Genomic DNA, 26117 nt, shown 5'->3' with positions numbered 1-26117 from the left:
GTATGGTCGCGACGTGATATGCGTCGATGTGATTATGCGGCCCCATTCAGGCCGGCATGGTCAGCAATGAGGAGCGCTTGTGACGCCCGATCGCCGTCGGGGTGGGAATGCCGGTGAGCTCCATGACGAAGCTGAACCCCGCGACGGTGGCCCCATGTTCCTCGATAAGTTTTTCGGCTGCTGCGGCCGTTCCCCCCGTGGCGATGAGGTCGTCGACGACCAGCACACGCTCCCCCTGGCGGATGGCCTGGTCTTCGACCTCGATCGCCGCCGTGCCGTATTCGAGCGCGTAGTCGACGCGCTTGGTCGGCGGCGGCAGCTTCCCTGCCTTGCGAATGGCGACGAAGCCCTTGTTCAGGCGCACCGCGAGCGGCGCGCCGATGAGAAAGCCCCTGGATTCCAGTCCGGCGATCGCGTCGAAGTCATCCACGGATACCGGCAGCGCCTTGGCCAATGCATCGATAAGGATGGAAAGACCCTTGGCGTCCGCAAGCACCGGCATGAAATCCCTGAAATTGATTCCCTCCTTGGGGAAGCCCGGAATGGTGCGAATCAGGGAAAGCAGGTAATCCGCATTGTCCTGTCCTACGACGGACAGCTGGGCGACGGTGATATCCGATGTCATGTGTCCCACCTCTGATGGTTATGCGTCCGGCATCATTGACGATGCCGGACGCCGTGTATCAGTGTCGAGTCATGATCATATGGCGCGGGGCCGCATGGTCACTTGGTCGTTTCGCCGGCCTTGTTCTCGTTGTTGTCCTCTTCGGTCTCCGCCGGGGCCTTGGCATCGTCCGATGCCTCCTCGGCCTTGGATTCCGTGGCCTCGACGTCGTTCTCGGAGGCCTGCTTCGGGGCCTCGTCGGCGGTGCCCTCGTCGGAGGACGGCTTTTCGTCGGATTCGGTTCCGGCGGCCTTCTCCTGCTCGAACTCCTCGTCGGAGACGTAGTTCGGGACGACGGGAGGCTCGGTGATGGCCTGGATGCGCCAGCGGCTCAGCGACCCCTCGGAATTGACGACCACCTGATCGATGTCGAGATCGACCTCCTCGATGGTGCCGATCAGACCGGAGTAGGTGGCCACGCTATCGCCCTTCTTCAGATTGGATCGGAAGTCCTCGACCTTGCCCTTCTGCTTCTTGGACTGGCGAGACTGATACCACATCATGCCGCCGATGACGACGATGATGGCGATGAGCATCATGGTGTTGCTGTTACCACCCATAATGTTTGATCTCCTTTGCAGGTTAGTCTTGATGTTCCCCACGGTACGAATCGCTGCGGAACCAACCTATTCAGGCTAAAACAGCACATTGACATCATCCGGGGGACGCATGCCCAGATGCTCCCATGCGCGGGAGGTCGCCACACGTCCCTTGGGCGTGCGTACGAGGAAGCCCTCGCGGACGAGATACGGCTCGCATACGGTCTCGACGGTCTCGGACTCCTCCCCCACCATGGCCGCGAGGTTGTTCAGCCCCACGGGGCCGCCGTTGAAGCTGCCGCATATGGCGCGGAGCACAGCGATGTCGAGGCGATCGAGGCCCTCGACGTCGATCTGATAGAGGTCAAGGGCCTGCTGGACGGCCTCGACGTCCACATGGTCGAGGTTATGCACGATCGCCCAATCTCTTACGCGACGCAGGAGGCGGTTCGCGATTCGCGGCGTGCCGCGGGACCGCCGCGCCAGCTGGTCGGCGGCGTCTTCGTCGATACGCACGTTGAGGACCGCCGCGGAGCGCAGAATCAGCTTGCGCATCTCGTCCCGGGGATAGAAGTCAAGGTGCGCGGTGAAGCCGAACCGGGCGCGCAACGGCGAGGGCAGCATGCCTTCGCGCGTGGTCGCGCCGACCACGGTGAACCGCGGAAGGGTCAGCGGAATGGATGAGGCACCGGGCCCTTTGCCTACCACGACATCGACGCGGAAATCCTCCATGGCGATGTACAGCAGCTCCTCGGCTGCACGCGGCAGACGATGAATCTCGTCGATGAACAGCACCTCGCCCTCCTCAAGGGAGCTGAGGATGGAGGCGAGATCGCCGGCATGCTGAATCGCCGGGCCGGAGGTGATGCGGATCGGCGATTCGAGTTCGTTGGCCACGATCATGGCCAACGTGGTCTTGCCCAGTCCCGGAGGGCCGGCGAGAAGGATGTGGTCCGGCGGGACCCCACGCTTCTGCGCCGCGTTGAGGAACAGCTTCATCTGGGCCTTGAGCCGCGGCTGGCCGATGAACTCATCGAGCCCGGAGGGTCGCAGCTCCTCGTCGCTGACCGGCTCCGACCCGATGGGCGAGGCGGAGACCATGCGAAGGGACTCCTCCTTCGCGCCTTCATTCGGCTGGAACGACGCGGTATCGTCGGTGTCCTGTACTGTCATCGTCACCTTCCCCTATCCATGGACGCAAGTGTGGCCTTCAGCAACCGCGGAACATCGGAGTCCGCGACCGGTCCTTCGTGCCGTTCGTTCTTCAGTTCCCTTCTCACGGCCTGCAACGCATCGCGCTGCTGCCAGCCGAGGGACACGAGTGCGGCGACGACCTGCTCGACGCCGGAGTCCTGCTGCTCCATCGGGGCCTCCGCGGCATCGATGTCATCGAGATTGATACTGCCCTTGAGCTCGAGGATGATCTTCTGGGCGCCTTTCTTGCCTAGTCCGGGCGATTTGGCAAGCGCCGTGACGTCACCGTTGGCCACCGCCGAAAGCAGCTGTTTCGGTCCCAGCGTCGACACGATGGAAAGGGCGACCTTCGGCCCGATGCCGCTCACCTTCTGCAGACTGAGAAACAGGTCCTTGGCGGCCGACGACAGGAACCCGTACAGGGCGATGGCATCCTGCGACACGTTCATCTTGGTGAACACCGTGGTCTGCTGGCCAATGTGCATGGCAGCGAGATCCGAAGACGGCATCCGTACCTCATAGCCTACGCCCGCCACTTCGATGATGGCCGCATCCTTCATGACGGCGGCGACCGTGCCGTTCAGGCTCGCGATCATGCGGAACCTCCATTATCACGCAAATATCGAACATCTGTTCGATATTGTATACAGGGGCTACTACATGCCTTACATGCCACGCCGCAGCCCGCGCCCATGCGCTCTGTGGGCAGCCTGGGCCCATTGCCGTTGCGCCTTGGTGAGATGCTGCTCCCGTTCACCGCCCTGCAATGCACCGGAGGGCCGCAGGGCGTGGCAGATGGCCAAGGCCAAGGCGTCGGCGGCGTCGGCGGGCGTCGGCATTGTATTCAGATTGAGAATACGGGTGACCATACGCTCCACCTGTATCTTCTGCGCCTGCCCGTTACCGGTAATGGCCAATTTGGCCTCCGTAGGCGTATGCAACGCCACGGGGATGGTGCGTTGCGCCGCGGCGAGCATGGCGACGCCGGCCGCCTGCGCCGTGCCCAATACGGTATTGCGGTTGGACTGGGCGAACACGCGTTCGATGGAGACGGCGTCCGGCGAGAACTCGTCGAGTTTCGCGCAGAGCCCGTTGTATATTCTCAGCAGACGCAGGTCCTGCGACTCATGCGGATCGGAGCGTACGACATCGACGTGGATAAAGGAAAGCCGGCGGTATGCGCCGGCTTCCACTACGCCGACTCCGCACCGCGTCAGTCCGGGGTCGACTCCAAGAATGATCATGAACCGCTGTCAGTCCTCGGCTTCCAGCTGGGCCATGATTTCATCGGTGGCCTTCCACGTGCTGTAGACGTTCTGCACGTCGTCGAGGTCGTCGAGGTTGTCGATGAGCTTGGACACCTTGCGGGCACCGTCAAGGTCGAGTTCGATCTCGTTCATGGCGACCATGGCGTTCTCGGCGGAATCGTAATCGATGCCGGCATCCTGCAGGGCGGTGCGCACGGCGACCAGATCACTCGGGCTCGTGGTGACGGTGTAGGTGTCGCCGTCCTCGGTCACGTCCTCGGCACCGGCCTCGGCGGCCACTTCGAAGACCTTGTCGTAGTCGACGCCTTCGGCGGGGACTTCGATGATGCCCTTGCGCTCGAAGTTGAAGCTCACGGAACCGTTCTCGGCGAGGGAGCCGCCGCCCTTGGTCAGGGTGGAGCGCACGTCGGCCGCGGCGCGGTTGCGGTTGTCGGTCAGGCATTCGATGATGAGGCCGACGCCGCCGGGGGCGTAGCCTTCGTATACGATGTCCTCGTAGTTGGCGCCGCCGGCTTCGGCTCCGGAGCCACGGTTGATGGCGCGCTTGATGTTGTCGGCCGGCATCGAGTTCTTGCGGGCCTTGGTGATGGCATCGTACAGGGCCGGGTTGCCATCGGGGTCGCCACCGCCGAGACGGGCCGCGATTTCGATGTTCTTGCCGAGCTTGGCGAAGAGCTTGCCACGCTTGGCGTCAATGGCCGCCTTCTTGTGCTTGGTGGTGGCCCACTTGGAATGTCCTGACATGACTCTCCTAAGTATTGGATTACGGTAAACAGTGTGATTTTATGAGGTCACACCGACATTTGCGGTGTGACCTCCATGGGACCGTGGCCGCGATGCGGCCGCGTGGGATAGGTCTCAGGCCTCGGTGGCGGCGTTGAAGTCGTCGACGCTGTTGACCTGCACGCGCTTGGCGATGACCTTGAGGATCTTCGCCTTGGCCTCGTCCACGGGCACGCCGTTGAGCTGGCTGCCGTCGCGGAAGCGGAAGCTCACCGCGTTCTTGTTCATGTCGTCCTCACCCACGATGAGCGTGAACGGCACCTTGGACTTGGAGGCGTTGCGGATCTTCTTGCCGAAGCGGTCGTCGGAGGAGTCGATCTCGCAGCGCACCATGTTGTCTTCGAGCTCGTGGATGAACTGCTCCAGATGGGGGGCGAACTCGTCGGCCACCGGGATGCCGGTCACCTGCACGGGGGCGAGCCATGCCGGGAAGGCCCCGGCGTAGTGCTCGAGCAGGATGGCGAAGAAGCGTTCGATGGAACCGAACAGCGCGCGGTGAATCATCACCGGACGCTGGTGCGTGCCGTCCTTTGCGATGTACTCGAGCTTGAAGCGCTCGGGAAGGTTGAAGTCCAGCTGGATCGTGGAGACCTGCCAGGTGCGGCCGATGGCGTCGCGGGCCTGCACGGAGATCTTCGGGCCGTAGAACGCGGCGCCGCCCGGATCGGCCACGAGCTCGAGTCCGGATTCCTTGGCGACCTCGGCCAGTGTGGTGGTGGCCTCCTCCCAGATCTCGTCGGAGCCGACGAACTTGTGCTCGTCCTTGGTGGACAGCTCCAGGTAGAAGTCGTTGAGGCCGAAGTCCTTGAGCAGACCCAGCACGAAGTTCAGCAGACGCTTGAGCTCGGGCTTCATCTGCTCGCGGGTGCAGTAGATGTGGGAGTCGTCCTGCGTCAGGCCGCGGACTCGGGTGAGGCCATGGACCTCGCCGGACTTCTCGTAGCGGTACACGGTACCGAACTCGAAGAGCCGCAGCGGCAGCTCCTTGTAGCTGCGCTGGCGGGACTTGAAGATGAGGTTGTGCATCGGGCAGTTCATCGGCTTGAGGTAGTAGTCGAAGCCCTGCTTGGTGATGTTGCCGTTCTCGTCGCGTTCCTCGTCGAGGCGCATCGGCGGGTACATGCCGTCCTTGTACCACTGCAGGTGGCCGGAGGTCTCGTACAGGCCGCCCTTGGTGATGTGCGGGGTCTGCACGAAGCTGTAGTGGTGCTTGCGGTGCTGTTCGCGGGAGTAGTCCTCCATCGCGTTGATGATGGCCGCGCCCTTGGGATGGAACACCGCCAGACCCGGACCGATCTCATCCGGGAAGGAGAACAGGTCCATCTCCTGGCCGAGCTTGCGGTGGTCGCGCTTGGCGGCCTCCTCCAGCCTGGCCTGGTATTCCTTGAGGTCCTCCTTGGTAAAGAACGCCACGCCGTAGATGCGCTGCAGCATCGGGTTCTTCTCGCTGCCCCTCCAGTAGGCTGCAGCACTGCGCTCGAGCTTGAACGCCTTGATGAAACGGGTGTTGGGCAGGTGCGGGCCGCGGCACAGGTCCTTCCACACCACGTTGCCGTCGCGGTCCACGTTGTCGTAGAAGCTCAGCTCGGACTCGCCCACCTCGGTGGCGGCCTCCGGGTCGAGGTGCGCCTCCTTGTCCTTGATCAGCTCGATCTTGTAGGGCTGGTCCTTCTCCTCCTCGAGGGCCTCCTCCTCGGTGACCACACGACGGCGGAAGGTCTGCGAGGACTTGATGATGCGCTGCATGCGCTTCTCGATGTCCTTGAGGTCCGCGGGGGTGAAGGGCTCGTCCACGTCGAAATCGTAGTAGAAGCCGTTCTTGATCACCGGGCCGATGCCGAGCTTGGCGTCGGGGCGAATCTGCTGCACGGCCTGCGCCATCACATGGGTGGCGGAATGGCGCATGATGGCCAGACCGTCCTCGCTGTCGAGGGCGATGGGCTCGACCTTGTCGCCGTCGTGCAGCGGCGTGTACAGGTCGCGAGGCTCGCCGTTGAGACGTACGGCGATGATGTTCTTGTCGTCGGCGAACAGTTCGACGCCGGTGGTGGTTGCTTCCACCTCCTTCGCCTCATCGTTGACCGTAATGGAGATGGTAGCTTGCGCCATGGTATGTCCTTTGCTATCGGGGGTCCGCGTTACTAATGTGCAGGCCTGGACTGAACTTGACGATGCAAGCGTAAGCGCTAACGACGACAAGGTCAAATACCGGCGGCGACGGCTTTGGACGGCCATTTTCCGGCGAAAGACGCCCCCATGCGGCATCGGAGGCCGCCGCCGGACGTCGAAAACGTGATGAGAATAACAAAAAGCCACTCCGAAGAGTGGCACCGGAGCGGACAACGGGACTCGAACCCGCGGTCTCGACCTTGGCAAGGTCGCGCTTTACCAACTAAGCTATGTCCGCACAACTGCCGGCGTGAGAACCGGCATGGTGGGTGATGCAGGAATCGAACCTGCGACCCCTTCCGTGTGAAGGAAGTGCGCTAGCCGCTGCGCCAATCACCCAGATTGAGTTATCACTGTTTTCCCGGAGGGAAATCGAGTGGGCGATACAAGATTCGAACTTGTGACCCCTTCCGTGTCAGGGAAGTGCGCTACCTCTGCGCCAACCGCCCAAAAAGAGGTGGGTACGAGAGTCGAACTCGTCTATACGGCTTTGCAGGCCGCTGCCTAACCGCTTGGCTAACCCACCATACGGTCCTTGTGTGGACTCGAGCGGACAACGGGACTCGAACCCGCGGTCTCGACCTTGGCAAGGTCGCGCTTTACCAACTAAGCTATGTCCGCATGTATCCTACGGCCTGAGCCGCAAGCACGAGTAACTACTATAACGAGCACTACCTCATCTCGCAAATCGGCGTGTCGACGTTTCTCCGACGGCTTCATCCCTACTCTCATGGCTTACTCATGTCCTCCTCCCCCGAATATCCGTTAGGGTGGAAGACATGAGTGAGAGCATGAGCAAGCGGCGTTTCATGATCGCCGCATTCGGAGGTTGGAACGATGCCTGCCAGGCGGCGACCGACGTCATCCGCCACCTGCTGAACGTATATGAATCCCGCGAGATCGGACACATCTGCTGCGATTCGTATTACGACTACCAGTCCTCCCGGCCCATGATGTGCACCATCCAAGGCCGCAGACGGATCGTATGGCCCGAAACCACGTTCTATGAGATCGAAATCGACGAGCATACGAAGCTGTACGTGGAGATGGGGCCGGAGCCGAACTTCCACTGGTCGGATTTCTGCCAGCGTTCGCTGCGCTTCGCGGATGAATGCGAGGTGACCGACATCATCACGCTCGGCTCCATGTTCGCCGAATGCGCGCATACGCGCGCACTGCCGGTCAGCCATTCCGACGGGGATGACGACGACGCCGGCGAGGACGCCTATTCAGGGCCGGTCGGCATCCCGACCGTGCTGCATTACGCGGCGGCGGAGGACGGGTTCGAGGCGCGTTCGCTCTGGGTGTCCGTCCCCCAGTATCTGGGTGGCGATGAATGCCCCAGCGCCACGATGCGTCTGCTGGATGAGATCAGCTCCATACTCGACATGTCTCTGGAGGAGGGCGACCTGCCCACCCAGGCGGAGAAATGGCGGGCCAAGGCCGATATGCTCATGCGCTGCAACGACGATCTTTCGGATTACGTCCACCATCTGGAACGCCATATGGATGAGCACTCCCCCGGCCACGACGTCTCCACTCCCCATGCCCGTCAGCTCGTGGAGGAGACCGAGGAATTCCTGCGGTCGTTCGACCATCCGGCCGCGGAATAGGCTCGTCGTCGTATCGAATCGGAAATCGGGTGACGGCTGCCGTCTCCCATGACGTCCGATTCACGCATGCCGGCTCCACACGAATACCATAAACGCGTCGGACCTCCTCGCACATGCGGGAGGTCCGACGCGTTTATTCGTCCGCGCGGAGGCCGCGCTACGCGGCGGCCGCCACGGAGGGATCGATGGCGGGAAGCACGCCGGTGATGAGCAGGATCGCCACGACAACGGCCAACCCGATGCGGTAGATGGCGAACGCCTTGTAGGAGAACGTCGAGACGAACTTCAGGAAGCCGATGATGACGATGTATCCCACAAGGAACGACACCACCGTGGCGGCGATGGTGGGGCCCCAGCCGGGGAACATGCCGATGGCCTTGCACGCCTCGGCGGCTCCGCTCCCGCCAGCGTTGCATGCGCTCACATCCTTGACCGCGGAGACGGCCTCGAGGATTCCCGCTCCGAACACCGCGGGGATGGCCATGAGGAACGCCACACGGACCGCGGCCTCACGCGTATAGCCCATGGCGCGGCCGAAGGTGATGGTGCCGCCGGAACGCGATACGCCGGGAATCAGGGCGAGCATCTGGCCGATGCCGAAGATAATGGCGTCCTTCACCGTCATGCGACCCATGGTCTTGACCTGACGCGAACGCGCATCGAACACCCACAGCAGCACGCCGAACAGGGCGAGCACGGTCACGGTGATCCACAGGTTGCGGAACGTGGTCTCGATGGTGTCCTTGAGCAGCAGTCCCACAATCATGATCGGCAGGGTTCCGATGATGATGTACCAGCCCATCTGGGTGTCCTTGTTGTGCGCACCCAGCCGGCTTTTCACATCCTTGCCCTCCTTGCCGAACAGCGAGCCGAACCAGGCGCCGAGGATGCGTACGATGTCCCGCCTGAAATACAGCAGAACCGCGAGCTCGGTGCCGATCTGGATGATGGCGGTGAACGCGGCACCGGGGTCCGAACCGATGGTCAGGTCGCCGATGATGCGGATGTGGGCGCTGGAAGACACGGGCAGGTATTCGGTCAAAGCCTGCACCAGACCAAGGAAAATCGCCTGGAAGAAATTCATAATTCCCTGTTGTCCCTTAAATACGTTGTTGATAACGGCACGAGGAATGGCCGTCGTTCTGTATCAGTACGATGCAACACCTTAGCCCCATCCCTCTAAGAAATCATCAAGGACATATCATATTTCGTTCAATGGTCACATTACGATGGGCTTGGCTTACGGAAAGGAGCACAAGATGGCCACATATCGGAAAAGTCGACGGTGGGCCCCCGCGGGTTTCTTCGAATGCGAGGGACGGGGCCTGCGGTGGCTTGGCGAGGCCATGGAGCATGGCGGACCGCGCGTGGTGGACGTGTATGACTGGGGCGACGACTACCTCGACATCGAACGCGTGGACGCCTCCTCCCCCACCCCCAAGGCGGCCTATGAGTTCGGCGCCGCACTGGCCCATATGCACGACATGGGCGCGCCCTGCTTCGGGGCGCCTCCCGCCGGATACACGGGCACCTGTTACTTCGGCCCCCTGCAGGATCCGGCGCCGATGGACACAGGGGAATGGACCGACGCCGCCACATACTACGGTCAGGGACGTCTTCTGCCTATGGTCCGTCTCGGCGTGCAGCGGCGCGAACTCGATCAGCGCGATCTCGACATGACGCAGGAGGTCGTAGACGCGCTGCCCGAACTCATGGGACCGGCGGCGGCCGACAAGCCAGCGCGCATCCATGGTGACCTGTGGGGCGGCAACGTGATGTGGACCGGTGACGAAGGCCAGACCCAGGCCGTGCTCATCGACCCCGCCGCGCATGGCGGACACCGTGAAGAGGATCTGGCGATGCTGCATCTGTTCGGCATGTCGTATCTTGACCGAATCATGGAGGGCTACCAGTCGGCCCACCCGTTGAAGAAGGGCTTCGAGGCGCGATACACCCTCTGGCAGCTCTACCCCATCGCCGGACACTGCGTGTTCTTCGGCGGAGGCTACGTCAGCCAGTTCCGCGCCATGTGCCGCTCCCTGCTGCGCTGACACCATCACCGTTCAACATGATGTCTTATGAATACAGTGTTGGACGAAAAGGAAAAGGCCGTACGAGTCCTCGTTTTTCAAGGATTCGTACGGCCTTCCTATCGCACTGTATCGGAGGAACCGACCCGGATTCCGGTCTCAGCAGACCTTCCACATCCAGTTGTGCGGGTCCTCGATCTCGCCGAGCTGGATGCCGAGCAGTTCGTTGCGCAGGTCAACGGTGAGCTTGCCGGAGTTGCCGTCCGCGACGGTCACGTCGAACTTTTCGGACTTGAAGCGGCCGATCGGGGTGATGATGGCGGCGGTACCGCAGGCGAACACCTCGGTGACCTCGCCGGACTTGATATCCTCAAGCAGCTGGTCGAGGGCGATCATGGTCTCGACGACGTCGTGGCCCTTGTCCTGCAGCAGCTGGATGAGCGAACGACGGGTGACACCGGGCAGGATGTTGCCGGTCAGGGACGGGGTCTCCACGTGGCCGTCCTTGTGCACGGCCATCATGTTCATGCCGCCGAGCTCCTCGAGGTAGGTCTTGGTGGCGGCGTCGACGAAGCACACCTGCTGGCAGCCGTTCTCGATGCCGGTGTATTCGCCGAGCAGGGAGGCGGCGTAGTTGCCACCGCACTTGGCGAAGCCGGTGCCGCCAGGGCCGGTGCGGAACCACTTGTCCTCCACCCAGATGTTCACGGGCTTGACGCCGCCCGGGAAGTACGGGCCGGACGGGGATGCGATCACGCAGTAGTCGACCTCGTGCGGGGCGCGCACGCCGAGGAACGGCTCGGAGGCGAACATGAACGGACGCATGTACAGCGTGTACTCGCGACGGGTCGGCACCCATGCGGAATCACGCTTGACGAGCGCGGCCACAGATCCAAGGAAGTCGTCGATGGACAGCTCCGGCAGGTACAGGCGCTTGGCGGAGTTCTGGAAGCGCTCGGCGTTGGCGTCCGGGCGGAACAGCCAGACGGAACCGTCGGCGTGATGGTATGCCTTAAGACCCTCGAAGCACTCCTGCGCGTAATGCAGCACGGAAGCACCCGGATCCATCTTGAGCGGGGCGTACGGCTCGACGCGACGATCCGACCATCCCTCTCCCTTGGTCCAGGTCATGTGGGTCATGTTGTCGGAGAAGACCTGACCGAACGCCGGCTTGTCGATGAGCTCCTGACGCTTGGCGTCGGAGGCCGGGTTCTCGTTGGGCAGTACGGTGAAGGCGTCTGCCAGCTTGGACAGGGCCGCCGGATCGTGATGAGTATTTTCTGTCATTCTCAGCTTCTTTTATTCCATTGCCGGTCGGAATCCGGCCGGCTGCGGGTATGGGGTCGGTGCTTCTGGCACCGGACTGAATAACACTTTCTCACATGGGGATTACTCACCATGGAGAAAGTTCACATTATGAAAGCGCCTCGACGGGAAACCCTATGCCGCGCCATCGGCAATGCAAAGAGCCCACACGAGGTGGGCTCTTTGCCTGAGCGGCCTTGCGGCCGGGGTTCAGCGTCCTATCGGAAAGGAGGCGTCACTCACTTGGCGTCGGCATCGGCGGCTGCGGCGTCGGCGGCCGGAGCAGCGGCGTCGGCGGCCGGAGCAGCCGGAGCAGTGGTCTCGGAGGCGTCCTCAGGAACCTCGACGGTGACGACGGACTCTTCCGGATCATCGTGGATGAGCTCGACGCCCTCGGGCAGGACGACGTCCTTGGCCAGCACCTTGGTGCCGTCCACGAGGCCTTCCACGCTGATGGTGATACGCTCGGGCAGGTTGGCGACGTCGGCGCGAACCTTGAGCTCCTGGACGTCGACGAACGCGACGGCGGCGCCCTTCGGGGTGCCTTCGACGAAGACCGGGACCTCGACCTCGATCTTCTCGCCGGCGCGCACCTCGTAGAAGTCGACGTGCTCAATCTGCTGCTTGACGGGGTTGCGCTGCACGTCCTTGACGACGGCGAGCTTGGAGTCCTCGCCGAACTTCAGCTCGAACAGGGCGTTGGTGCGACGCAGGGCGTTGGTGGTCTCCTTCATCGGGAGCTGCAGGAAGGTGGGCTGCTCGCCGCCGGCGTACACGGTGGCGGGAACCAGCTTGGCGACGCGCATACGGCGGGCAGCGCCCTTGCCGAACTCGGTGCGGACGGCGCCTTCGAGAGTGATATCTGCCATGATGTTCTCCTTGAATCAGAACAATCGGTAATTCGTCTTTTCGTCTTGGCGCATCGACGCGCCGTAGAGAACACCGTGAACGGAGAACCATACGTCGAGTCGATTACGGAAGCGCGAAACGCATTCGCCTTCCCTCGCCAAGACAACAGTCGATAAATATAGCACGGAAAACGTGGTTTGTCACGCCGCCGTGTCCATGGAGGACTGCAGGTCGAGATGGCTGCGATTGGAGGCGTGTTCGTCGCTGGAGAACGTGACGACGACGGCGAGCATGACGCAACCGACGCCGATCAGCTCCCATACGCCGGGAAGCTCGCCGAACATCAGCCCCACGGCCACAGCCACGGCCGGATACATGGACTGCATGACCGAGAACGTGCCGGGCGTGGTCTTGCGCATGACCACCTGGTCGATGACGTAGGGGAAGAACGAACTGCATACCGACACCACGAACATGAGCAGCAACAGGCGGACGATGCCCCACGTGCCATCTGCGGCCAGCCATGTGGCGGTGGCGGGCGGCATGAACAGGCCCCGTACGGCGGGGACGGCGAGGAACAGCGATTGGACGGCGAATCCGATGCACATGGCCGCGGAAAGCCGGTTGAGGGGGTTGCCGGCATGGGCCACCCTGCGTCCCAAGATGATATAGACGCCCCACATCGTCCCGCCGATGAGGATGGCCGCAAGCCCAATCAGAAAGTGTCCGCCGTCGGGCGAGGAGATGGATACGCCGGCGAGCAGGACGACGCCCAGCGCGGCGATGGCGACGCCGACGCGCTCGCGCCAGTCACGGCCGCTGATGACGGCGACGCCAAGCGGGCCGATGAATTCGATGGCGACGGCCATACCCATGTTCATTTCGCTGATGGCCAGGTAGAACATGGTGTTCATGGCCACGATGGCGAGGCCACAGCCCGCGGTGATGAGCCAATCCCTTCGGGTATGGGGAAGCGTATGCCGTACGCTTCTGCGCCACGGCCTGCGCCATGCCAGCATCATGACGGCGAGGAATCCGAACCGGTACCAGGCCGCACACAGCGGGTTGATCTGGGTGAAGACGCTTTTGGCCACGCCGGTGGCGAGATACATGAGCATGCCCTCGATGGCGACGATCACGACGGCCGGCGTCTTCTCCAACGTTTTATACACTATCTTCCTCACAAGGACGTAAGCGTATCGTCATGTTTCCGGCATGTAAACCGGGGAACGCCGATGTTCCATGATTTGTATGCAATGCGGTCACATTTGCATATACGATCGCGCCGTGGAATCCATGCATGGGGATTCCACGGCGCGATCGAATCGGACGAATCGCCCCTCTTTATCCGAGTTTATCCGAGCAAATCACATAACGCGTGTGGTTTCAAGGCGCGGAGCGCGAAGGCGTACCAAGGTACGTCGAGTGCTCCGCAACGCGGAAAACACTCCGTTATGCGATGAGCTCGAATTGGTCACGTGACGCGTGCGGCTTTTAGGCGCAGAAGGCGAAGGCGTACGACGGTACGTCGAGCCTTCTGCAACGACGAAGACGCTCCGTCACGCAATCAATTCCTTGACGGAGGCGATGATGGCCTGCAACTCCTTCTTCGCGTCGCCGAACAGCATCTGCGTGTTGTCGTTGAAGTAGAGTTCGTTTTCGATGCCGGCGTAGCCTTTGCCGCGGCCGCGCTTGATGACGACGACGTTCTGGGATTTGTCGACGTCGAGGATGGGCATGCCGGAGACGGGGGTGCCGGGGCGGCGGGCGGCGGGGTTGGTGACGTCGTTGGCGCCGACGACGAGGGAGATGGTGGCGGTGGGGAACTGCGGGTTGATGTCGTCGAGGTCGACGAGTTCCTCGTAGGGGACGTTGGCTTCGGCGAGGAGCACGTTCATGTGTCCGGGCATGCGGCCGGCGACGGGGTGGATGGCGTAGGCGACTTCGACGCCGCGGCTCTTGAGCAGTTCGCCGAGGTCGGCGAGTTCGCGCTGGGCCTGGGCCATGGCGAGGCCGAAGCCGGGGACGAAGATGACCTTCTGCGCGTAGACGAGCTGGACGGCCACGTCGTCGGCGGAGGTCTCCTTCATGGTGCCGGTCACGCCGTCGTCGCCGCCTGCGGCGTTGTCGCCGCCGAATCCGCCGGCGAGGACGGAGAGCAGCGGGCGGTTCATGGCCTGGGCCATGAGGATGGACAGGGTGACGCCGGCCGCGCCGACGAGGGCGCCGGCGACGATGAGGGCCACGTTGTCGATGGCAAGGCCGGACATGGCGACGGCGGTGCCGGTGCAGGCGTTGAGCACGGAGATGACGACGGGCATGTCGGCACCGCCGATCGGGATGACGAACACGAGGCCGTAGCACAGGGCGAACACGGTGGTCAGGACGGACCACAGGAGGCGTTGTTCGGGCTGGACGCACAGCATGACGAACGCGGCGATGGTGAGGATGATGAAGACCACATTCCAGAAGCTCTTGCCGGGCAGTTTCAGGTTCTTGACGAATTTGATGCCCTGGAGCTTGCCGGCGGCGATGAGCGAGCCGGTGAAGGTGACGGAGCCGATCATGATGCCGAGGCCGGCGGTGATGAGCACGACGAGGGTGGGGAGCTCCTCGTTGGTGAGGATGTCGTTGAGCGCGACGAGCGCCGCCGCGCCGCCGCCGACCGTGTTGAACACGGAGACGAGCTGCGGCATGTCGGTCATCTTGACCTTCTTGGCGGAGACGACGCCGGCGACGGCGCCGATGAGGATGCCGACGACGAGCACGATGACCGCGGTGGTGGAGATGAAGCCCTTGACGAAGAGGTGGACGAACGCCATGATGACGGCGAACACCATGCCGGTGGCCGAGATCTGGTTGCCCTTACGCGCGGTCTTCGGAGAGTTCATGAAGTGCAGGCCCATGACGAACATGACGGCGGCCAGCAGGTACACGAACCATGCGACGATATCGATGGGGGTTGCGGTCATTACTTATCGCCTTCCTTCTGGTCCTTCTTGGAGGGCTTTGAGCTCTTGAACATCTCCAGCATGCGGTCGGTGACCACGTAGCCGCCGACGACGTTCATGGTTCCCAGCACGGCGGCGAGGAAGATGAACACGTAGGCGAGCGGGGTCTGCGCCTCGGCGGCGACGATGACGACGCCGACGATGACGATGCCGTGGATGGAGTTGGCGCCCGACATCAGCGGCGTGTGGAGGGTCGCCGGCACTTTGCCGATGACCTCGATGCCGATGAGCAGGGCGAGGACGAACAGGGTGATCGAAACGACGAGATCGGGCATGATCACTTCTCCTCTTCTTCTATGGCCGTGGCCGGCGTTTCGACACGGCCGGCGACGATGAGCGCGTTGTCGAGTTCCTCGGTGAGGTCCATGGCGAGCTTGCCGTCGTTGACGAAGTGGGCGAGCACGTCGGCGACGTTGCGGGCGAGCAGGTTGGATGCGGTGGTGGCGACGCCGCTGGCGAGATCGGGGGCTCCGATGAGCTGGACGCCGTTGTCGGTGACGATGGTCTGGTTGGGCTTGGAGCCGGCCACGTTGCCGCCGAGGTCGCTGGCGGCGCAGTCGACGATCACGGCGCCTCGGTGCAGGCCGTCGACGCCGGCCTGAGTGAGCAGCATCGGGGGCTTGCGTCCGGGGACCTTGGCGGTGGTGATGACGATGTCGAATTCGGCGGCCTTCTTGTCGACGGCGACCTGCTGTGCAGCCTGCTCCTCGGCGGTGAGCTGGCGGGCGTAGCCGCCTTCGCCCTGCCCCTTGGAGAAGTCGAGGCCGAGCTCGAGGAACTTGGCACCAAGGGATTCGACCTCGCCCTTGGCGGCGGGACGCACGTCATACGCGGTGACGACGGCGCCGAGTCGGCGTGCGGTGCCGATGGCCTGGAGTCCGGCGATGCCGGCGCCCAGGATGAGCACCTTCGCCGGGCGGATGGTGCCGGCGGCGGTGGTCATCATGGGGAAGAACGAGCCGTAGGCGTCGGCGGCCTTGAGCACGGCCTTGTAGCCCATGACGGAGTTCTGGCTGGTCATCTCGTCCATGGACTGTGCGGAGCTGAGCTGGCGGGGCAGCTTCTCGATGCCGACGCCGACCAGTCCGGCCTTGTCAAGACGGTCCACATACTCCTGGTCGGTGAACGACCCGAGCATACCGATGACCCAGGATCCCTTGGGCAGACGGGCGACGAGGTCGTCGTCCGGGCGTTCTACGAATCCGAAGGCCTGCGACTGCGCAATGACCTCGTCCTTGGATACGACCTTGGCTCCTGCCTTGATGTAGTCTTCGTCGCTGAATCCGGCGGCATGCCCTGCGTTGCGCTCGATGACGCAATCAACGGCGGAACGCTTGAGTCGTTTGACGATATCCGGGGTGAGCGCCACGCGAGACTCATGCTCGGCGGTCTCATTGAAAATTCCATAAGTGATGGTCGATTGCGTATCTTCCGCCACCTGGTCCTCCCTCGTAATTTTTTTGTAAAGACGTCGCAACGATCACGGCGCCCCGTCAAGTCTATATCAAAGTCAACAAATGGCAACAATCAGTCACGGCGCGATACGCATCCGACGAGAGGGCGGCATCGACATCGCCGTCCGCGCCTACGGTAGCGTAACGGGAGGCCCTGCTACTAGAGTGCGATAGGACTATTGAATGAAGGAGAACTCGTGGGTCTTATCGGTTCCGTAAAAAACGCAGTGGCCACGGCGGCGCATCGCGCCTCCAATCTTGGACGAAACTATCTGGACTACCCCGGCAGCGACGATCTGAACGACGACGGTCTTCCCGACAACCCTCCGGCGCACGACCCCGTCTCGCCGGACGATCTTCCCCACGTGGACTACTGGGGCCCCGACTACCCCACCACGACGTATATGGACGACGGTCTGCTGACGTCGCGCACCGATGGCAATCCCCCGCTTGACGAGGGCACCAGCATCTACGACATCTACGCGGACCGTGCACAGCGCATGGGCGACAAGCCCCTGTACACGTTCAAAAGGGACGGCGAATGGATGACAAAGACGGCGGACGAAACGCTCGCCGACATCCGCATCACCGCCAAGGGTCTGCTGCATTACGGTCTGAAAAAGGGCGACGCGGTGGCGTTCATGTGCCGCACCAGCTACGAATGGAACATTGTGGATGCGGCGATCATGGCCTGCGGCGGTGTGCTCGCCACCATCTACGACACCGATTCGGGCGAGCAGATCCGCAACATCGCCAACAATTCCGACGCACGCCTGTTGATTGTGGAGACCACGGCCATGCGAGCCGAGGCCGAGAACGTGCTGTCCCAATGCCCTACCGTCGAGCACATCGTCTGTCTCGAGACGGGCGGCCTCGACGAGATCCAGGCATACGGGGCGTCGGTCTCGGACGCCACGCTTGATGAGCGCATCGACTCCGTGAAGAAGACCGACCTGTGTTCCATCGTGTACACGTCCGGCTCCACGGCGGCCCCGAAGGGCGTGGAGATGACGCATGAGCATTACTGCGCGGACGCGTTCAACCTGCGCGACTACATGCCCGACCTGCTGCATGACGAACAGAACACCATCCTGCTGTTCCTGCCGCAGGCGCACTCCTTCGCCCGCGCCATCAACTACATCGTGGTGGCAAGCTCCCTGCACGTCTACATCGCCCAGGGCATCAAGACGCTGATCGGCGATCTGCAGGTCGCCAGGCCATCGGTGATGATCGTGGTGCCTCGTGTGTTGGAGAAGGTGTATAACGCCGCCTCCCAGAAAGCCGGTCATGGCGCCAAGGGCCTCGTGTTCGCCGCCGCCGTCACCGCGGCGCAGGACTACATGAAGGAGGTGGCCGAGAAGGGCAAGGCGGGGGCGTTGGTCAGCGCTCGCCGCGCCTCCTTCGACCCCATCGTGTACAAGTCGCTGCGTGACGTGCTGGGTGGCCGTGCCCAGTGGATCGTCTCCGGCGGCGCCCCGCTCGACCCTGAGCTGCTCGCGTTCTTCCGCGGCGCCAAGGTGCCGGTGTACGAGGGGTACGGCGCCACGGAGACGACCGCCCCCTGCGCGTTCAACCCGCTGGGCGTGCCGTTCCGTCAGGGTTCCGTCGGCATTCCGTTCCCCGGTTTCACGCTGCGTATCGCCGAGGACGGCGAGATTCAGATCAAGGGTGTTTCGGTGTTCCACCGCTACCACAAGAACGAGGAGGCCACGAGAACGTCGTTCACCGAGGACGGTTGGTTCGCCACAGGCGATCTGGGACGTCTCGACGCCAACGGCTTCCTCTACATCACCGGCCGCAAGAAGGACCTCATCATCACCGCAGGCGGCAAGAACGTCTCCCCCGGTCCGATCGAGGAGGTCATCCAGCGTTGCGAGATCGTCTCGCAGGCGCTGGTGCTTGGCGACAAGCGACCGTTCATCTCCGCGCTCATCACCCTGGATGAGGAGTCGCTGCGTCCGTGGCTGGAGTCCAAGGGCCTCGACCGTGAGATGTCGATGGAGGACGCCGCGAACAACGCCGCGGTGCGCGCGGAGATCCAGAAGTTCGTCGATCTGGCGAACGAAGGCGTCTCCCGGGCCGAATCGGTGCGCAAGTTCATCGTTTTGCCCGAGGAGTTCACGCAGGCGAATGGGCTGATGACCGCATCGATGAAGGTGATCAGGCCGAAGGTCATCGCCCGGTATGCGACGCTGCTCGATACGCAGATGTATACGCCGCGCAAGAGGTCCTGACGGCAAAGACCGGCGGTCCTGATTCCGTAAACGCGACACGAAGAAGTCCCCTCACCACTATATGGCGGAGGGGACTTCTTTCATATGACAGCCAGTTGTATATGTATATGGCTGTTCTCAATGTTCGAACGGATAGACCTCGCCCCATTGCGCACGAAGGGAGTCCATGATGCGCATGATGCGCAGCGTCTCCTCATGCGGCATCTCCTCGCATTGGACGGCACCGTCGAGAATCGCCCTGGCGGCGCTGACGACCTGGTACTCGTATCCGGTTATCTGTTCGGGGACCGATATCGTGCCGGTGCGTCGGTGGTCGGCGTCAAATACGTCGATGCGTTCCGGATTGTTGATGTTCTCCACGATGAGGTAGCCTTCGTCGCCCTGGATGATGCCCTGACGGCTGCCGACCGTCACCATGGACGAGTCGATGGTGGCCGCCACGTCGTTGTCCAGCCAGAAGGTGGCGGAGAACTGTTCGTCCACTCCCCCATCGGTGAACACGCAGCTGGTGGTCACCCGTTCGGGCCGTGCATCGGGGAACGCCATGGCGACGAAGTTGATGGGGTAGACGCCGACGTCGAGCAACGCGCCTCCGGCCATGGCCGGATCGGTCATACGCGCCTTGCCCGACACAGGGTATGAGAGGTTGGCGTAGACCTGCTTCGGTGTGCCGATCACGCCCGATTCCAACGCGTCGAGAATGATCTGGCGGCTGGGCATGTACCGCGTCCAGATGGCCTCGGTGCAGAGCAGCCGGGTCTGCGAGGCTACGGCCAGCACCTTCCTCGCCTGCTCCTCGTTCGCGGTGAACGATTTCTCCACCAACACGTTCTTGCCGGCCATCATGCATGCGATGGCATGGTTGGCGTGCAATGCGTGTGGTGTGGCGATGTACACCAGATCGATCTCCGGGTCGGCGAGCATGGCCTCGTAGCTGCCGTACGCCTTGTCGAACCCGTACCGGTCCGCAAACCGCGCCGCACGGTCCGCGTCGGCCCTCGTCGCCACGGCATAGGGGCGCACGAGGTCGGAATACCGTTCGTCGTCGGCCATGCCACGCAACGTCTGCGCCATATGATGCGCTATCCTGCCGCATCCGAGTATCGCGACGTTCACCGTGCCGGCATGCGTGCCGTTGCGTCTGCTCATAATTCATCCTTTCTCTCGGCCCCGGACGACACAAGCCGCCGGATAGAACGGGCGGCCGGTCAGAAACCGAGTCGATCGAGCTTCTTGGGGTCGGACTGCCATTCACGCGCCACCTTGACGTGCATGTCGAGCTTCGCCTTCGCGCCGACGATGCGGTTGACGGGAGTGCGCAGCCGTTTCTTCACCCGCACCAAATGCTCGGCCTTGCGCCCGATGATGATGGGCTTCTGCGAGTCACGCTCCACATAGACGGAGACCAGCACCTGCACCTTGGGCTTCGGCCCTTCGTGTTCCTCCTCGGTCTCGACCTCGTCCGGGTAGACAATGTCATCGACCACGACGGCGAGCGAATGGGGCAGCTCATCGTCGAGCTCCTCGAGGAACGCACCGCGGATGAGCTCCGCTATGGCCTCCTCCGGCTTCTCCTCGCTGATCTGGTCCTCGGGATACATCTGAGGTCCCTCGGGCATGGCGTCGATGAACAGCTTGCGGGCCTCGTCGAGGTTGTCGTGTTCCAGTGCGGACACGGGCACGATATCGGAGAATCCGGCGAACTCGTTGATCTCGATGAGCTTGTCGACAAGCTGGGTGCGGTTGAGTTCGTCGATCTTGGTGACCACGGCGATGAGCGGCACCTTCCATGAGAACGAACCGTCGTCGCTCTTCGTGGCGAACTGGCTGCGGAGCCTGCTGAGGATGCGCCGGTCGCCGGGGCCGATCTCCTGGTCGGCGGGCAGAAGGAACGCGATGGCGTCCACCTCGGACAGCGATTCATCGACGATGTCGTTCAGACGCTGTCCGAGCAATGTGCGGGGACGGTGGATGCCGGGGGTGTCGACCAACACGATCTGCGCATGGTCGGTGGTGAGCACGCCGCGGATTGCCTTTCGCGTCGTCTCCGGACGCGAGGACGTAATGGCGACGTGGGAGCCGATCAACGCGTTGATGAGCGTCGACTTGCCGACGTTGGGCCGTCCGACGACGGCGATGAAACCGGATTTGTAGGCGTCTTGAGCATCTTGCATAAGACACTACTGTACCGTGAGGGCTGGTGAAATCCTCAGGTCAGCCGTCGGCATCCCGTTCCTCGTCGGAGTCGTCACGATCCGTTTCAGCAGCGGAGGCCAACTCGACGAGGATGGTGGACACCTTCTTCCTCCTACCGGCTGAATCGACCGCCGTGAGGCGCAGTCCGTGAGTGACCGCATGGGAGCCGACCAAGGGCACCTTGCCCAGCACCTTGGTGAGCAGTCCGTAGACGGTGTCGACATCGTCCTCGTCGAGGCTGATCTCGAAGATCTCCTCGACGTCGGCGATGGACGAGCGTGCGGGGAAACGCCACTTGCCGGGGGCGACCTCCGCGGGCTCGGCCTTCTGGGTGCGATCGTGCTCGTCCTCCAGCTCGCCGACGATCTGCTCGATGGCGTCCTCGATGGTCACGAGACCGGCGATGCCGCCGTATTCGTCGACGACGACGGCCACATGCTGGCGCTGGCGCTGCATCTGGTGGAACAGGTCGTCGACGGGCTTGGATTCCGGAACCAGCAGCGGGTCACGGCTGATCGAGGAGACCGGACGCGACCCCGCGGCGGGATTGAACGCGACGGCCCTCACCGCGTCCTTGAGATAGGCGATGCCGACGAGGTCGTCGACCGAGTCGCCGATGATGGGGACCCTCGAGAATCCCGACCGGGAGAACATCTTCAGCACGCTGCCGAGCGGTTCGTCCTTGCCGATGCAGATCATGTCGGTGCGCGGCACCATGATTTCGCGCGTCAACGTCTCGGACAACGTCAGCACGTTGCGCAGCATCTCGGAAATCTCCGGATCGAAGTCGTCGGTCTCCACGAGACGGTCGATCATGGCGCGGCCCTGTTCGAGATGGATCTTCTCGAGCTCCTCGTCGTCGGAGAGTTCGGTCCTGCCCGGCCGGGAGGCGTTGATGCCGTTGACCCGTGCGAACGGGGTCAGCGCCACGACGATGGAGACCGCGCGGGAATGCTTGAGCATGATCTGTATGGGCATGGAGGCGCCGGCGCTGCGGGGCCGCACCAGGATCGACACCACGCCGACGACGAGCGCGAACGCGATGCCGCACAGCAACGTCACCCAGATGGGGGCGCCGAGCGCATCCGAGATGCATGCGACAAGAACGCCGTCGAGGATGTTGCACACGATGCGGAAGAACGCGCACGACCCCGATGTGGCGAAGCGGTCGGAAACAAGCCGCTGCACGCGATGGATGCGGTCGAGCTGCTTCATCTTGTTGAACTGGCTTTCGCCGTTCGTCTGCACTTCGAGAATCAGGTTGTTGAGGCTGGAGCGCGTGACGCGGGAGACCGCGCCCTCGGTGGAGGCCATCACCAGCGAGAACCACACCAGCAGCAGGGCGACGACGGCCAATGCAACGACCATCGGGATGAGCGTCTCGATCATGACTCGTCGCCATCCCCGCGGTGCTCGGCCTCATATCGGGCCAGCAGGTCCGGCGAGCCCTCCGGCAGCCGCACGTCGTCGAGGATGCCTGGACGCAACGCAAGGAAGGTCAACAGGAGCTGACGCTGCAGTCCGAACATCTGACGCTCCTCCGCGGGCGTGGTGTGATCGTAGCCCAACAGATGCAGGATGCCGTGGATGGTGAGCAGCATCATCTCCTGGATGGTGGAATGTCCGGCGGCACGGGCCTGCTCGGCGGCCACATACGGGCAGATGACAATGTCGCCCAGAACCCCTTCCGGCACCGTCTTGCCGTTGCCGGGGCGCAGTTCGTCCATGGGGAAGCTCATCACGTCCGTGGGACCCTCGAGGTTCATCCAACGCTCATGCAGACGGGCCATGGAGGCCGGGTCGTTGAACAGTATTGTCAAGTCGGACTGCGTGCTGACCCGCATCTGGTCGAGGACCCACACCCCGAGGTCGGAGAAGGTCTTCGGCTCGATGGTCCATGGGGTTTCGTTGGTCACTTCGACGCTCATGCGTGTTCATCCTCCTGACGGCGACGTCCGTCCGCCGGCCTGCGGCGCCGGCGTTCCTCGTGCTCCTTGCGCAGTTCATCATAGCGGCCGTACGCCTCGACGATGCGGCCGACGAGCTCGTGCCGCACCACGTCGGCGGATTTGAGATGCACGAACGCGATGTCGTCGATGTCCCCGAGCACGCGTTCGATGGTGGCGAGGCCCGACTTCGGCACGGTCAGGTCGACCTGGGTGATGTCGCCGGTGATGATCATGCGGGTGTTGAAGCCAAGACGTGTGAGGAACATCTTCATCTGCTGCTCGGTGGTGTTCTGGGCCTCGTCGAGGATCACGTAGGCGTCATTGAGCGTACGGCCTCGCATGTAGGCGAGCGGCGCCACCTCGATGGTGCCGTCGCCGAGATAACGGTGCAGCTGGTCGGCGCCCAGCATGTCGGACAGCGCATCGTACAGCGGCCTCAGGTACGGATCCACCTTCTCGCTCAGCGTTCCGGGAAGGAACCCGAGGTTCTCCCCCGCCTCCACGGCCGGCCTGGTGAGGATGATCTTGCGCACCCGGCCGTCCTCGAAGGCCCGTACCGCCTTCGCCACGGCCAGATAGGTCTTTCCCGTGCCGGCGGGGCCGATGGCGAACGTGATCGTATGCTTCTCGATGGCGTTGACGTAGGCTATCTGGCCCGGGGTCTTCGGTCGGACCGGAACGCCGAGCGCGAAGGTGATCACGCCGGGGATATGCACGCGCTTGCGTTCGTCCTTGACTGGACCTGGGTCCCTCCGCGGGGAGGCGGACGGACGGGCGCCCGGACGCTGGACGGATGCATGCTCGCGCATCCGCTTCTGCAGCCCCTCCCTGGAGTGGGATGTGCTCAGCAGCCTGCGCACGGTGTCCGCATCCATCGGGGCCGTGTACGCGGCCTGGATGATCGTGTCGATGATCTCCTCGGCGTCGTTGGCCTGGGACTCCGTCTGCTTTGAGCGCGACATGATCGCGACCCGGTTGCCTCGGACGATGATCGTCAGTTCGGGGAAGGCCCTCTCCACCTCGCGAATCACCTGGTCGGCCGGTCCGAGGACCGCCACGGGGTTGAGTTCCGAGGGGATGGTGATGGTACGTGTTGTTGTGGCCACGTTAGGTCGTTTTCTCTTTCCGTTCGATTGTCTGGGACACGTCGGAATGGCCGGGGCCGGCAATCCGCCGGCCGGGGCGGCACCTATTCGTCAAGCACCTCGCCGGTGAGCACATGGGCGTGCACGTGGAAGACGGTCTGGCCGGCGTCCTTGCCGGTGTTGAACACCAGGCGGTATTCACCGTGGAACTCCCGGTCGGCGATGGACTGGGCCACCCCGACCATGTGCGCGAGCTGCCCCGCGTCCTGCGAGGCGAGGGCGGCGACGTTCGGGTAATGGCTCTTCGGCACGATGAGCACATGCACCTTCGCCTTGGGATTGATGTCCTTGAACGCATAGGTGGTGTCGTCCTCGTACACCTTCTCACTGGGGATGTCCCCCGCGATGATCTTGCAGAACAGGCAGTCGTTGTCCTTGCTCATGAAGTCGCTCCTTTATGACGTAGCTTACGGTGTTCATGCTATTGCGCGCTTGGGATAATCCGAAGAGCACCACGCGCATGGGGAACACGGTTCACCCAACGTTCATGATGGGCGCTCACGCGAACCGTCCGAGAACCCGTGACAGCAGCGCCAGCGCGACCGGCCCCGCGCTCGACGCCCTCATGATGTTGCCGCCGAGCACCACGGCGCAGGCCCCCGCCCCGACGAACGAGGAGACCTCCTCCTCGCTGATGCCGCCCTCGGGCCCAACCACCACGCTGATCGTTCTCGGCTTCCCGTCGTCAAGGCAGCGTTCCGAGACCTCACGTACCTTGTCCTCGATGGAGTCCCACGTATCGGTCGCGTCCTGATGCAGCACGATGACCAGGTCGCCATGCACGCCGGCACGCAGGCACATCTCGACGATGCCCTTGCTGCTCGTTTTCGGCTGCAGCTCGGGCGCCCACGTACGACGGGACTGCTCGGTGGCGGCGTTGAGGATCTGCCTCCATTTGGCCGCGGCCTTGGCCTCTTTGCCGCCCTTCCATTGCACGATGGACCGGTTGGCCTGCCACGGGACCACTGAGTCCACGCCCACTTCGGTTGCGGTCTCGATGGCCTGTTCGTCGCGACCGGACTTGGCAAGCGCCTGCACCAGCTGGAGCCTCGTCACCGGCGCCGGATCACGACCGACCTCCTCGACGGTGACCTGACGGTTGCCCGGATCGCTCACCGTGGCGAGAACGCGCAGACCCCGGCCGTCGGAGAGGTAGAGCCTCTCGCCCTTGCCAAGTCTCATCGATTTGAATGCATGCCGTGCTACATACTCCGGCACGGTGATCACCCACCCGTCATGCAGCCGTTCGTCGCTGTTCACCGGGGTCTCGTCCTTGCTGGGGTCGATAAGGAAAAGCGGAAAAGTCATGGCTCAAACGTACACGACACGCCGGATAACGTGCTGATTTGACATATACCCCTGCCATGATGCTATAGTTCCATCTCGTTGCCAAACACGGCACCTGTCCGGGTGGCGGAATGGTAGACGCGCTAGCTTGAGGTGCTAGTGGTTATTTTATACAACCGTGCGGGTTCAAGTCCCGCTCCGGACACCAACGAAACCCCTTGGATTCCAAGGGGTTTTCTTGTATTCTCACCATCTTTTCGAATCCCACGGCACCAAAGACGACACGCCGTATGACATTCCGATTTGACATATACCCCTGCCATGATGCTATAGTTCCATCTCGTTGCCAAACACGGCACCTGTCCGGGTGGCGGAATGGTAGACGCGCTAGCTTGAGGTGCTAGTGGTTATTTTATACAACCGTGCG

General features: G+C 62.9%; 24 protein-coding genes and 6 tRNA genes. 4 read left to right on the top strand and 26 right to left on the bottom strand.

The genetic code is table 11. The annotated features are described in order from the left end of the window. Nucleotides 1–46 precede the first annotated feature (46 nt). The 12 genes from KIH77_RS05170 to KIH77_RS05115 all read right to left on the bottom strand — a co-directional run bounded on the left by KIH77_RS05170 (nucleotide 47) and on the right by KIH77_RS05115 (nucleotide 7238). Nucleotides 47–625 (bottom strand): adenine phosphoribosyltransferase, encoded by a 579-nt coding sequence (locus tag KIH77_RS05170; protein ID WP_219100036.1) that lies wholly within the window; start codon nucleotides 623–625, stop codon nucleotides 47–49. A 98-nt stretch (nucleotides 626–723) separates the two neighbouring features. Then, entirely contained in the window at nucleotides 724–1224 is a 501-nt protein-coding gene (locus KIH77_RS05165; RefSeq protein ID WP_219100035.1) for a preprotein translocase subunit YajC, read from the bottom strand. Nucleotides 1225–1299: 75 nt separating this feature from the next. Continuing rightward, a complete protein-coding gene (ruvB, locus tag KIH77_RS05160; protein ID WP_219100034.1) occupies nucleotides 1300–2376 on the bottom strand; it encodes a Holliday junction branch migration DNA helicase RuvB in 1077 nt (358 codons plus the stop codon). Nucleotides 2377–2378: 2 nt separating this feature from the next. After that, on the bottom strand, nucleotides 2379–2993 hold the full coding sequence (ruvA, locus tag KIH77_RS05155) for a Holliday junction branch migration protein RuvA (protein ID WP_219100033.1): 615 nt from the start codon (nucleotides 2991–2993) through the stop codon (nucleotides 2379–2381). 69 nt (nucleotides 2994–3062) lie between these two features. After that, the gene (gene ruvC / locus KIH77_RS05150; protein ID WP_219100032.1) at nucleotides 3063–3641 is read right to left on the bottom strand and encodes a crossover junction endodeoxyribonuclease RuvC; all 579 of its coding nucleotides are present in this window, start codon (nucleotides 3639–3641) and stop codon (nucleotides 3063–3065) included. Nucleotides 3642–3650: 9 nt separating this feature from the next. Next, nucleotides 3651–4409: a YebC/PmpR family DNA-binding transcriptional regulator gene (locus KIH77_RS05145; protein ID WP_219100031.1), complete on the bottom strand. Its 759-nt coding sequence runs from the start codon at nucleotides 4407–4409 to the stop codon at nucleotides 3651–3653. Nucleotides 4410–4523: 114 nt separating this feature from the next. Further along, nucleotides 4524–6557 carry a threonine--tRNA ligase gene (gene thrS / locus KIH77_RS05140; RefSeq protein WP_219100030.1) on the bottom strand — a complete coding sequence of 678 codons (2034 nt, stop codon included), beginning with the start codon at nucleotides 6555–6557 and terminating at the stop codon, nucleotides 4524–4526. A 225-nt stretch (nucleotides 6558–6782) separates the two neighbouring features. After that, a tRNA-Gly gene (locus KIH77_RS05135) sits at nucleotides 6783–6855 on the bottom strand. A 25-nt stretch (nucleotides 6856–6880) separates the two neighbouring features. Beyond that, nucleotides 6881–6956, bottom strand: a tRNA-Val gene (locus tag KIH77_RS05130). A gap of 38 nt (nucleotides 6957–6994) precedes the next feature. Further along, a tRNA-Val gene (locus KIH77_RS05125) sits at nucleotides 6995–7066 on the bottom strand. Nucleotides 7067–7072: 6 nt separating this feature from the next. After that, nucleotides 7073–7143, bottom strand: a tRNA-Cys gene (locus KIH77_RS05120). A 22-nt stretch (nucleotides 7144–7165) separates the two neighbouring features. Continuing rightward, nucleotides 7166–7238 (bottom strand) — tRNA-Gly (locus tag KIH77_RS05115). A gap of 158 nt (nucleotides 7239–7396) precedes the next feature. Between KIH77_RS05115 and KIH77_RS05110 the strand changes: the two genes are divergently transcribed. Next, complete coding sequence (locus KIH77_RS05110; RefSeq protein WP_236024488.1) at nucleotides 7397–8230, top strand: PAC2 family protein; 834 nt, start codon at nucleotides 7397–7399, stop codon at nucleotides 8228–8230. A 157-nt stretch (nucleotides 8231–8387) separates the two neighbouring features. On the opposite strand, the gene KIH77_RS05105 is transcribed toward KIH77_RS05110, so the two are convergent. Further along, a complete protein-coding gene (locus tag KIH77_RS05105; protein WP_219100029.1) occupies nucleotides 8388–9314 on the bottom strand; it encodes an undecaprenyl-diphosphate phosphatase in 927 nt (308 codons plus the stop codon). Nucleotides 9315–9489: 175 nt separating this feature from the next. Here KIH77_RS05105 and KIH77_RS05100 point away from each other — a divergent pair, with 175 nt between their 5' ends. Continuing rightward, complete coding sequence (locus KIH77_RS05100) at nucleotides 9490–10281, top strand: fructosamine kinase family protein (RefSeq protein WP_219100028.1); 792 nt, start codon at nucleotides 9490–9492, stop codon at nucleotides 10279–10281. Nucleotides 10282–10419: 138 nt separating this feature from the next. On the opposite strand, the gene KIH77_RS05095 is transcribed toward KIH77_RS05100, so the two are convergent. From KIH77_RS05095 to KIH77_RS05070, 6 genes are all read right to left on the bottom strand, one after another. After that, on the bottom strand, nucleotides 10420–11547 hold the full coding sequence (locus KIH77_RS05095; protein ID WP_219100027.1) for a branched-chain amino acid aminotransferase: 1128 nt from the start codon (nucleotides 11545–11547) through the stop codon (nucleotides 10420–10422). A gap of 257 nt (nucleotides 11548–11804) precedes the next feature. Then, complete coding sequence (locus KIH77_RS05090) at nucleotides 11805–12434, bottom strand: 50S ribosomal protein L25/general stress protein Ctc (protein WP_236024487.1); 630 nt, start codon at nucleotides 12432–12434, stop codon at nucleotides 11805–11807. Nucleotides 12435–12614: 180 nt separating this feature from the next. Further along, on the bottom strand, nucleotides 12615–13598 hold the full coding sequence (locus KIH77_RS05085) for an EamA family transporter (protein ID WP_219100026.1): 984 nt from the start codon (nucleotides 13596–13598) through the stop codon (nucleotides 12615–12617). 375 nt (nucleotides 13599–13973) lie between these two features. Next, nucleotides 13974–15386: an NAD(P)(+) transhydrogenase (Re/Si-specific) subunit beta gene (locus tag KIH77_RS05080; protein WP_219100025.1), complete on the bottom strand. Its 1413-nt coding sequence runs from the start codon at nucleotides 15384–15386 to the stop codon at nucleotides 13974–13976. After that, nucleotides 15386–15700 (bottom strand): NAD(P) transhydrogenase subunit alpha part 2, encoded by a 315-nt coding sequence (locus KIH77_RS05075; protein WP_100511285.1) that lies wholly within the window; start codon nucleotides 15698–15700, stop codon nucleotides 15386–15388. Before KIH77_RS05075 ends, KIH77_RS05080 begins: the two co-directional genes overlap by 1 nt. 2 nt (nucleotides 15701–15702) lie before the next feature. Then, nucleotides 15703–16863: an NAD(P) transhydrogenase subunit alpha gene (locus KIH77_RS05070; protein WP_219100024.1), complete on the bottom strand. Its 1161-nt coding sequence runs from the start codon at nucleotides 16861–16863 to the stop codon at nucleotides 15703–15705. A gap of 312 nt (nucleotides 16864–17175) precedes the next feature. Between KIH77_RS05070 and KIH77_RS05065 the strand changes: the two genes are divergently transcribed. After that, nucleotides 17176–19113, top strand: a complete 1938-nt coding sequence (locus KIH77_RS05065; protein WP_372445366.1) for an AMP-dependent synthetase/ligase — start codon at nucleotides 17176–17178, stop codon at nucleotides 19111–19113. A gap of 117 nt (nucleotides 19114–19230) precedes the next feature. On the opposite strand, the gene KIH77_RS05060 is transcribed toward KIH77_RS05065, so the two are convergent. The 7 genes from KIH77_RS05060 to KIH77_RS05030 form a co-directional block, all read right to left on the bottom strand. Beyond that, entirely contained in the window at nucleotides 19231–20262 is a 1032-nt protein-coding gene (locus KIH77_RS05060; RefSeq protein WP_219100022.1) for a Gfo/Idh/MocA family protein, read from the bottom strand. Nucleotides 20263–20321: 59 nt separating this feature from the next. Further along, nucleotides 20322–21287, bottom strand: coding sequence for a GTPase Era (gene era, locus KIH77_RS05055; RefSeq protein ID WP_219100021.1), 966 nt, complete (start codon nucleotides 21285–21287; stop codon nucleotides 20322–20324). Between the two features lie 40 nt (nucleotides 21288–21327). Then, on the bottom strand, nucleotides 21328–22698 hold the full coding sequence (locus KIH77_RS05050; RefSeq protein ID WP_219100020.1) for a hemolysin family protein: 1371 nt from the start codon (nucleotides 22696–22698) through the stop codon (nucleotides 21328–21330). After that, nucleotides 22695–23237, bottom strand: a complete 543-nt coding sequence (gene ybeY, locus KIH77_RS05045) for an rRNA maturation RNase YbeY (protein ID WP_219100019.1) — start codon at nucleotides 23235–23237, stop codon at nucleotides 22695–22697. Before ybeY ends, KIH77_RS05050 begins: the two co-directional genes overlap by 4 nt. After that, entirely contained in the window at nucleotides 23234–24364 is a 1131-nt protein-coding gene (locus tag KIH77_RS05040; RefSeq protein WP_219100018.1) for a PhoH family protein, read from the bottom strand. The genes ybeY and KIH77_RS05040 overlap by 4 nt, the downstream gene beginning before the upstream one ends. A gap of 83 nt (nucleotides 24365–24447) precedes the next feature. Continuing rightward, nucleotides 24448–24786 (bottom strand): histidine triad nucleotide-binding protein, encoded by a 339-nt coding sequence (locus KIH77_RS05035; protein WP_219100017.1) that lies wholly within the window; start codon nucleotides 24784–24786, stop codon nucleotides 24448–24450. Nucleotides 24787–24901: 115 nt separating this feature from the next. Further along, nucleotides 24902–25711: a 16S rRNA (uracil(1498)-N(3))-methyltransferase gene (locus KIH77_RS05030; RefSeq protein WP_219100016.1), complete on the bottom strand. Its 810-nt coding sequence runs from the start codon at nucleotides 25709–25711 to the stop codon at nucleotides 24902–24904. 96 nt (nucleotides 25712–25807) lie between these two features. On the opposite strand from KIH77_RS05030, the gene KIH77_RS05025 reads away from it, so the two are divergent. Next, nucleotides 25808–25898 (top strand) — tRNA-Leu (locus KIH77_RS05025). Nucleotides 25899–26117: the final 219 nt, after the last annotated feature.

It is taken from the genome of Bifidobacterium pluvialisilvae (genome assembly GCF_019331695.1).
GTDB lineage: Bacteria > Actinomycetota > Actinomycetes > Actinomycetales > Bifidobacteriaceae > Galliscardovia > Galliscardovia pluvialisilvae.
The sequence above is the reverse complement of the archived record's forward strand: the minus strand, read 5'-3'. Positions and strand labels throughout refer to the sequence as shown.

Excerpts from the sequence above, each read along its gene's own strand:
- ruvC (WP_219100032.1), bottom strand. The coding sequence starts at position 3,641 with ATGATCATTCTTGGAGTCGACCCCGGACTGACGCGGTGCGGAGTCGGC.
- KIH77_RS05170 (WP_219100036.1), bottom strand. The coding sequence starts at position 625 with ATGACATCGGATATCACCGTCGCCCAGCTGTCCGTCGTAGGACAGGAC.
- KIH77_RS05110 (WP_236024488.1), top strand. The coding sequence starts at position 7,397 with ATGAGTGAGAGCATGAGCAAGCGGCGTTTCATGATCGCCGCATTCGGA.
- KIH77_RS05100 (WP_219100028.1), top strand. The coding sequence starts at position 9,490 with ATGGCCACATATCGGAAAAGTCGACGGTGGGCCCCCGCGGGTTTCTTC.
- ruvB (WP_219100034.1), bottom strand. The coding sequence starts at position 2,376 with ATGACAGTACAGGACACCGACGATACCGCGTCGTTCCAGCCGAATGAA.
- era (WP_219100021.1), bottom strand. The coding sequence starts at position 21,287 with ATGCAAGATGCTCAAGACGCCTACAAATCCGGTTTCATCGCCGTCGTC.
- thrS (WP_219100030.1), bottom strand. The coding sequence starts at position 6,557 with ATGGCGCAAGCTACCATCTCCATTACGGTCAACGATGAGGCGAAGGAG.
- KIH77_RS05075 (WP_100511285.1), bottom strand. The coding sequence starts at position 15,700 with ATGCCCGATCTCGTCGTTTCGATCACCCTGTTCGTCCTCGCCCTGCTC.
- KIH77_RS05105 (WP_219100029.1), bottom strand. The coding sequence starts at position 9,314 with ATGAATTTCTTCCAGGCGATTTTCCTTGGTCTGGTGCAGGCTTTGACC.
- KIH77_RS05165 (WP_219100035.1), bottom strand. The coding sequence starts at position 1,224 with ATGGGTGGTAACAGCAACACCATGATGCTCATCGCCATCATCGTCGTC.
- KIH77_RS05080 (WP_219100025.1), bottom strand. The coding sequence starts at position 15,386 with ATGACCGCAACCCCCATCGATATCGTCGCATGGTTCGTGTACCTGCTG.
- ybeY (WP_219100019.1), bottom strand. The coding sequence starts at position 23,237 with ATGAGCGTCGAAGTGACCAACGAAACCCCATGGACCATCGAGCCGAAG.
- ruvA (WP_219100033.1), bottom strand. The coding sequence starts at position 2,993 with ATGATCGCGAGCCTGAACGGCACGGTCGCCGCCGTCATGAAGGATGCG.
- KIH77_RS05035 (WP_219100017.1), bottom strand. The coding sequence starts at position 24,786 with ATGAGCAAGGACAACGACTGCCTGTTCTGCAAGATCATCGCGGGGGAC.
- KIH77_RS05060 (WP_219100022.1), bottom strand. The coding sequence starts at position 20,262 with ATGAGCAGACGCAACGGCACGCATGCCGGCACGGTGAACGTCGCGATA.
- KIH77_RS05050 (WP_219100020.1), bottom strand. The coding sequence starts at position 22,698 with ATGATCGAGACGCTCATCCCGATGGTCGTTGCATTGGCCGTCGTCGCC.
- KIH77_RS05095 (WP_219100027.1), bottom strand. The coding sequence starts at position 11,547 with ATGACAGAAAATACTCATCACGATCCGGCGGCCCTGTCCAAGCTGGCA.
- KIH77_RS05030 (WP_219100016.1), bottom strand. The coding sequence starts at position 25,711 with ATGACTTTTCCGCTTTTCCTTATCGACCCCAGCAAGGACGAGACCCCG.
- KIH77_RS05145 (WP_219100031.1), bottom strand. The coding sequence starts at position 4,409 with ATGTCAGGACATTCCAAGTGGGCCACCACCAAGCACAAGAAGGCGGCC.
- KIH77_RS05090 (WP_236024487.1), bottom strand. The coding sequence starts at position 12,434 with ATGGCAGATATCACTCTCGAAGGCGCCGTCCGCACCGAGTTCGGCAAG.